Source organism: Caulobacter sp. D5 (assembly GCF_003185805.1).
GTDB lineage: Bacteria > Pseudomonadota > Alphaproteobacteria > Caulobacterales > Caulobacteraceae > Caulobacter.
In genome coordinates this window covers 1-6,614 of record NZ_QHJY01000201.1, presented here as the reverse complement: position 1 = coordinate 6,614, position 6,614 = coordinate 1, and the positions used below count along the sequence as shown (strand labels likewise).

The 6,614-nt window shown below is 68.4% G+C and carries 6 protein-coding genes; 4 read left to right on the top strand and 2 right to left on the bottom strand.

Going from position 1 to position 6,614, the window contains the following annotated elements; all coding sequences use genetic code 11:
* Positions 1-72 precede the first annotated feature (72 nt).
* The 3 genes from DMC18_RS14190 to DMC18_RS14180 all read left to right on the top strand — a co-directional run bounded on the left by DMC18_RS14190 (position 73) and on the right by DMC18_RS14180 (position 4,422).
* Positions 73-945, top strand: coding sequence for an SMP-30/gluconolactonase/LRE family protein (locus tag DMC18_RS14190; RefSeq protein ID WP_110119307.1), 873 nt, complete (start codon positions 73-75; stop codon positions 943-945).
* Complete coding sequence (xylD, locus tag DMC18_RS14185) at positions 932-2,713, top strand: xylonate dehydratase XylD (RefSeq protein WP_370444010.1); 1,782 nt, start codon at positions 932-934, stop codon at positions 2,711-2,713. The genes DMC18_RS14190 and xylD overlap by 14 nt, the downstream gene beginning before the upstream one ends.
* 140 nt (positions 2,714-2,853) lie before the next feature.
* Positions 2,854-4,422, top strand: a complete 1,569-nt coding sequence (locus DMC18_RS14180) for a glycosyl hydrolase (RefSeq protein ID WP_110119305.1) — start codon at positions 2,854-2,856, stop codon at positions 4,420-4,422.
* A gap of 140 nt (positions 4,423-4,562) precedes the next feature.
* Here the strand turns inward: DMC18_RS14180 and DMC18_RS14175 are convergent, their stop codons facing one another.
* Positions 4,563-5,141: a hypothetical protein gene (locus tag DMC18_RS14175; protein WP_110119304.1), complete on the bottom strand. Its 579-nt coding sequence runs from the start codon at positions 5,139-5,141 to the stop codon at positions 4,563-4,565.
* Complete coding sequence (locus tag DMC18_RS14170) at positions 5,141-5,434, bottom strand: PadR family transcriptional regulator (protein WP_110119303.1); 294 nt, start codon at positions 5,432-5,434, stop codon at positions 5,141-5,143. The genes DMC18_RS14175 and DMC18_RS14170 overlap by 1 nt, the downstream gene beginning before the upstream one ends.
* A 132-nt stretch (positions 5,435-5,566) precedes the next feature.
* Between DMC18_RS14170 and DMC18_RS14165 the strand changes: the two genes are divergently transcribed.
* Complete coding sequence (locus DMC18_RS14165; protein ID WP_110119302.1) at positions 5,567-6,535, top strand: magnesium and cobalt transport protein CorA; 969 nt, start codon at positions 5,567-5,569, stop codon at positions 6,533-6,535.
* Positions 6,536-6,614: the final 79 nt, after the last annotated feature.

Sequence of the window (6,614 nt, the reverse complement as noted above, 5' to 3'; positions counted from 1 at the left end):
TTCAGCCGCCACCATCGTAGGTCACCCCCACCCAACCCTCCCCCATCAAGGGGGAGGGCTCGAGGAGGAAACATGACCGCTCAACCCACCTGCGTCTGGGACCTGAAGGCCACGCTCGGCGAAGGGCCGATCTGGCATGGCGACGCCGTCTGGTTCGTCGACATCAAGGGCCACAAGGTCCACCGCTACACCCCCGCCACCGGCGAAACCGCCAGCTGGGACGCCCCCGACCAGGTGACCTTCGTCGCCCCGCGCGTCGGCGGCGGCTTCGTCGCGGGCCTCAAGAGCGGCCTGCACCACTTTACGCCCGAGCTGGGCTTCACCTTCATTTCCGAGATCGAGGACGCCGGCCTCGACAACCGCCCCAACGACTCCACGGTCGATGCGGAAGGCCGCCTGTGGTTCGGCACCATGCACGACGCGGAAGAGGCCGACAGCGGCGCGCTCTACCGGCTCGAAGCCGACGGCAGCCTGACCCGGCACGACGCCGGCATCTGCATCACCAACGGCCCGGCGGTCTCGCCCGACGGCAAGACCTTCTACCACACCGACACCCTCGGAAAGGTGATCTGGGCCTTCGACATCGGGGCCGACGGCGGCCTGTCGAACAAGCGCGAATTCTTCCGCCTGGAGATCGAGGACGCCTGGCCCGACGGCTCGGTGGTCGACGCCGAGGGTTTCGTCTGGACGGCCCTGTGGGGCGGTCGCGGCGCCATCCGCCTGTCGCCTGAGGGCCAGATCGTCCAGCGCGTCGAGCTGCCGGCCATCAACGTCACCAAGCCGTGCTTTGGCGGCCCGGATCTCAAGACCCTCTATTTCACCACCGCCCGCAAGGGCCTCAGCGACGAGCAGTTGGCCGCCAACCCGCTGTGCGGCGGGCTGTTCGCCCTGCCCGTCGATGTCGCCGGCCAGCCGCAATACGAGGTGCGCCTTGACCTCCGCTAACCGCATCCCCCGCCGGTTCCGCTCGCGCGACTGGTTCGACAATCCCGACCACATCGACATGACCGCCCTCTATCTGGAGCGGTTCATGAACTACGGGATCACCCCGGAGGAGCTGCGCAGCGGCAAGCCGATCATCGGCATCGCCCAGACCGGCAGCGACATCTCGCCGTGCAACCGCATCCACCTGGACCTGGTCACCCGGGTCCGCGACGGCATCCGCGACGCGGGCGGCATTCCAATGGAATTCCCAGTCCACCCGATCTTCGAGAACTGCCGTCGCCCGACGGCGGCGCTGGACCGGAACCTCTCGTACCTGGGCCTCGTCGAGACCCTGCACGGCTATCCGATCGACGCCGTGGTGCTGACCACCGGCTGCGACAAGACCACCCCGGCCGGCATCATGGCCGCCACCACGGTCAACATCCCGGCCATCGTGCTGTCGGGCGGTCCGATGCTGGACGGCTGGCACGAGGGCGAGCTCGTGGGTTCGGGCACGGTGATCTGGCGCTCGCGCCGCAAGCTGGCGGCCGGCGAGATCGACGAGGCGGAATTCATCGAGCGCGCGGCCTCGTCGGCCCCCTCGGCCGGCCACTGCAACACCATGGGCACGGCCTCCACCATGAACGCGGTGGCCGAGGCGCTTGGCCTGTCGCTGACCGGCTGCGCGGCGATCCCCGCCCCGTACCGCGAGCGCGGCCAGATGGCCTACAAGACCGGCCAGCGGATCGTCGACCTGGCCTATAAGGACATCAAGCCCAAGGACATCCTGACGAAGAAGGCCTTCGAGAACGCCATCGCCCTGGTGGCGGCGGCGGGCGGTTCGACCAACGCCCAGCCGCACATCGCGGCCATGGCGCGCCATGCGGGGCTCGAAGTCACCGCCGACGACTGGCGGGCGGCCTACGACATCCCGCTGATCGTCAACATGCAGCCGGCCGGCAAGTATCTGGGCGAGCGCTTCCACCGGGCCGGCGGCGCGCCGGCGGTGCTGTGGGAACTGCTGCAGCAGGGCCGCCTGCACGGCGACGTCCTGACCGTCACCGGCAAGACCATGGGCGAGAACCTGCAGGGCCGCGAAACCGGCGACCGCGAGGTGATCTTCCCCTATGCCGAGCCCTTGGCCGAAAAAGCGGGTTTCCTCGTTTTGCGCGGCAACCTGTTCGACTTCGCGATCATGAAGGCCAGCGTCATCGGCGCCGACTTCCGCGAGCGCTACCTGTCCAAGCCGGGCCAGGAAGGCGTGTTCGAGGCCCGGGCCATCGTCTTCGACGGCTCGGACGACTATCACGCCCGCATCAACGACCCGGCCCTGAACATCGACGAGAGCTGCATCCTGGTGATCCGCGGCGCGGGTCCGATCGGCTGGCCGGGCTCGGCCGAGGTGGTCAACATGCAGCCGCCGGATCACCTGCTGAAGAAGGGGATCATGAGCCTGCCGACCCTGGGCGACGGGCGCCAGTCGGGCACCGCCGACAGCCCCTCGATCCTCAACGCCTCGCCCGAAAGCGCGGTGGGCGGGGGCCTGTCGTGGCTGCGCACTGGCGATGTGATCCGCATCGACATCAACACCGGCCGCTGCGACGCCCTGGTGGACGAGGCCGTGATCGCCGAGCGCCGCAAGGAGGGAATCCCGGCCGTGCCGGAGACCATGACCCCCTGGCAGGAGATCTACCGCGCCCATACGGGCCAGCTCGACACCGGCGGCGTGCTGGAGTTCGCCGTGAAATACCAGGACCTGGCGGCCAAGCTGCCCAGGCATAATCATTAACCACACAAAACCCGTCATCCCGGAAAGCCCGAAGGGCTTATCCGGGACCCAGGGGCCGGCGCACTGCGGCTCCCCCTGGGTCCCGGCTCTCCGCTTCGCTACGGCCGGGATGACGATCTAGGGACGGAAGGAAGACGCCCATGTTCTCGCGCCGCCGCCTGATGGCCGCCGCCGCCAGCCTGACAGCGCTGCCGGCCATGCCCGCCTTCGCCGCCGACCAGAAGCGCGTCATCGCGCTGGACGTCGCCAAGGCGACGAGCCCGGTCGATCGCTTCTTCGACCTCTCCATCGGCTCGGACTATCCCGGCACCCTGCTGCGCGACGACAGTCTGGCCCAGCTGAAGACGGCGTCCGCCGAACTGAAGTTCCGCTACATCCGCTTCCACGCCATCTTCCACGACGTGCTGGGCACGGTGAAGAAGGGCGCCGACGGGGCGATCACCTACGACTGGACGAAGATCGACCAGCTCTACGACCGCCTGCTGGCCATGGGCCTCAAGCCCTTCATCGAGCTGGGCTTCACGCCGGAAGCCATGAAGACCTCGGACCTGACGATCTTCTGGTGGAAGGGCAACACCTCCCATCCGCAGTTCGAGCCCTGGGCGCGCCTGATCGACGCCTTCGTGACGCACCTGCGCGGCCGCTACGGCGAGGCCGAGGTGCGCAGCTGGTTTTTCGAGGTCTGGAACGAGCCCAATCTCGACGGCTTCTGGGAGAAGGCGGATCAAAAGGTCTATTTCGACCTCTACGCCCTGACCGCCAAGACCATCAAGGCGATCGACCCCACGCTCCGAGTGGGCGGCCCGTCGACGGCCGGCGCGGCCTGGGTTCCGGAGTTCCTGGCCTACTGCAAGGCCAATGGCGCGGCGGTCGACTTCGTCACCACCCACACCTACGGCGTCGAGGGCGGCTTCCTCGACGAGAACGGCAAGGACGACACCAAGCTGTCGCCCTCCTCCGACGCCATCATCGGCGACGTGGTCAAGGTGCGCCGCGAGATCGAGGCTTCGGCCTATCCGGGCCTGCCGCTCTACTTCACCGAATGGAGCACCAGCTACACGCCGCGCGACCCGGTGCACGACAGCTATCACAGCGCCGCCTACATCCTGGCCAAGCTGAAGGGCGTCAAAGGGATCGTCCAGGGCATGAGCTACTGGACCTACAGCGACCTGTTCGAAGAGCCCGGCCCGCCGACCGCGCCGTTCCAGGGCGGCTTTGGCCTGATGAACCCGGAGGGGATCCGCAAGCCCTCGTGGTTCGCCTACAAGTACCTGGCGGCCCTGCGCGGCAAGGACGTTCCGTCTACGGATAATTCAGTGCTGGCCTCGGTCGACGGCGGCAAGGTCGCGGCCCTGGTCTGGGACTTCACCCAGCCCGTGCAGCCGACCAGCAACCGCTCGTTCTACACCAAGGTCCAGCCGACGACGGACGCGCCGGCCGCCGCGCTCAGCGTCGCGGGCCTCAAGCCCGGCCGCTACCGCCTGACGGCCCAGCGCACCGGCTTCCGCGCCAACGACGCCTACACGGCCTATGTCGAACTGGGCCTGCCCACGAGCCTGTCCGCCGAGCAGCTGGGCAAGCTCCAGGCGCTGACGACCGACAAGCCCGAGGTCGATAAGACCATCACGGTCGGCAAGGACGGCGTCGCGACGATCGACTTCGCCATGCGGCGGAATGATCTGGTGCTGGTGACCTTGGAACGGGCCTGAAGATGCTCCCCCTGAAGGGGCAGCTGCCGCGAAGCAACTGAGGGGGAAGTGCAGCGGCACTCCAGCAGCCGCTTCCCCCTCCGGCCCTCGGGCCACCTCCCCCTTCAGGGGGAGGGTTTAGTCGGCGAGATCCCGGCCGTTCATCGCGCGATCCTCACCGTCCGCAGCCGACGCACGCCGGCGGCGGTTAGCAGGCCGACAAAACTCATCAGCGTCATCTCGGTCCCTATGACCAGATAGGCGACGAGGGCGTCGGTGAGGCTCGACCCGATGGACGAACTCCGCACGGCGAACATGACCAGACCGATGGCCTGCGATCCCATGCCGATCACCAGTGCCGACAGCAGCTTGCGGTCGGCGCGCCAGGTTCCGACGACGAGGCCGGCCAGCAACGGCGCACAGCAGATGACCACGGGCAGGAGCCTGAAGACCAGCTTCGGCTCGCCCGGCCTGAAGGCGGCCAGGGCGGCGATGACCAGCGGCATCGCGGCCATGACGATCAGCACACCGACGGCCAGAGACGCCGCATAGCCCGCCTCGCCGGCCGCCCGCCAGCGCAGGCTCGTCGCCAGGCAGCCCAGCGCCCAGGACAGGCGCCCCGTCGCGAGCGCGGCGAACTCGGCCTTCATGGCGTGCGCCCATTCCTCGTGCGCGGCGGGGACCTTGCGAGTAGCCAGCGCCATGATCGCGGCGGCCAGGTCGTTTCGGCGTTCGGTCATCAGATGCCTCCCAGGGCGAGCGTGGTGGACGGACGGCGGGCCGCGGCCAGGGCCGAGCGGCCGGCGCCGGTGATGCGATAGGCGTGACGGGCCGGGCGGCCGGGGCGCTCGGGCTCCAGCCAGCGGCTCTCCAGCAGACCGCGGTCGGCCAGCCGGATCAGGATCGGATAGAGGCTGCCCGACTTGAGGCCCGTGGCGGCCGAAACCTCCAGGCCATAGAGCCACTCGCGTCCGTGCAGGACCTCGAGCACGGCCAGGGACTGGGGTGAAAGCTTTCGAGGGGCGGCGGGCATGGACGTGCTCCGTTGCGACGCCGGTCGGGGCGTCGATCAAAACTCTACATATGTTGCGAATGTCGTCAAGCGTCGCCTCTTGCCCCCGCTCCGCGTTCACGCCATCTCGGCAACAACAGTGCAGGAGCCCGCATGAGCGTCGTCGCCGCCTACGCCTATGTCGATGGAAAGCGCGTGCGCGAGCTGCGGCTCGACGACCCCGACGGCCTGACGCCTAAAAAGGGCGAGTTCGTCTGGATCGGACTTGTTGAGCCCACGCAGGACGAACTGCGGATCCTGCAGGAACGCTTCGACCTGCACCCGCTGGCCGTCGAGGACGCCCTGCACGCGCGGCAGATGCCCAAGGTCGACCTCTACGGGAACCAGCTGTTCGTGGTCGCCAAGACCGCCCAGTTGGAGGCCGGCCGGGTCGTGTTCGGCGAGACCGAGATCTTCGTCGGCGACCATCACCTGATCAGCGTGCGCCACGGCTCGGCCCGCGCGCACCTGGAGCTGCGCGCCCACCTGGAGGCCACGCCCGCCCTGCTGGCCAAGGGCGGCGACTACGTGCTGCACGCCATCCTCGACTTCATCGTCGACGGCTACCTGCCGGTGGTCGACGCGGTCGAGGAGGAGCTGGCGCAGATGGAGCACCGGGCGCTGGACGCCTTTCTCAGCCGATCAGAGATCACCCGTCTGTTCACCCTGCGACGCGAACTGACCAAGTTCCTGCGGCTGCTGGGCCCGATGACCCAGGTCGCCGGCTATCTGGAGCACCACGACACGCCGTGCATCGACGCCGACGTGAAGCCCTATTTCCGCGACGTCCGCGACCACATCGCCCGCATCGACCTCTTGATCGGCAGCCTGGGCGACGTGCTCAATTCGGTGTTCGAGGTCAGTTCGCTGCTGGAGCAGCAGCGCCAGGGCGTGATCACCCGCCAGCTGGCCGCCTGGGCCGCCATCCTGGCGGTGCCGACGGCGGTGGCCGGCATCTACGGCATGAACTTCGAGCACATGCCCGAGCTGAAGTGGGCGTTCGGCTATCCGGCGACGGTCGGCCTGATCGCGATCGTCTGCACCCTGCTCTACCGCCGCTTCAAGAAGGCGGGGTGGCTTTAGGGGCGCTGCGAGAAGATGCTCCCCCTCTGGGGGAGCTGTCGGCGAAGCCGACTGAGGGGGCCAGCGCCGCGCGGGGGCC